A 227-nucleotide genomic window follows, 5' to 3' on the forward strand; every position below is an offset into this window, starting at 1 on the left:
ACTTCTCCTGGCGTCATTTGGCCTCCAGTTTTTCCAGCCGTCTGGCCAGAGATTCGACCGCTCGCTCAACCGCTGCCGTTTCTTCCGCAAACCATGCAACTTCAAGCAGGCCAGGGGCCATACGCCACTCTTCGGTGATCGCTTCAGCAACATAACGTTGCTGACGTTGAATGCCATGACGCAGGAACTTCGCGCCACCGCGCAGGACTTTGCTAACACCTTCCGCG

1 pseudogene is annotated in these 227 nt (G+C 57.3%); it reads right to left on the reverse strand.

What is annotated here, in order from left to right:
• Nucleotides 1-13: 13 nt before the first annotated feature.
• Nucleotides 14-227: pseudogene (gene ubiJ, locus FDX22_RS27365) on the reverse strand (ubiquinone biosynthesis protein UbiJ); the annotation flags it as partial.

Origin of the sequence: Citrobacter sp. TBCS-14 (assembly GCF_005280805.1) — a bacterium.
GTDB classification, from domain to species: Bacteria; Pseudomonadota; Gammaproteobacteria; order Enterobacterales; family Enterobacteriaceae; genus Citrobacter; species Citrobacter gillenii.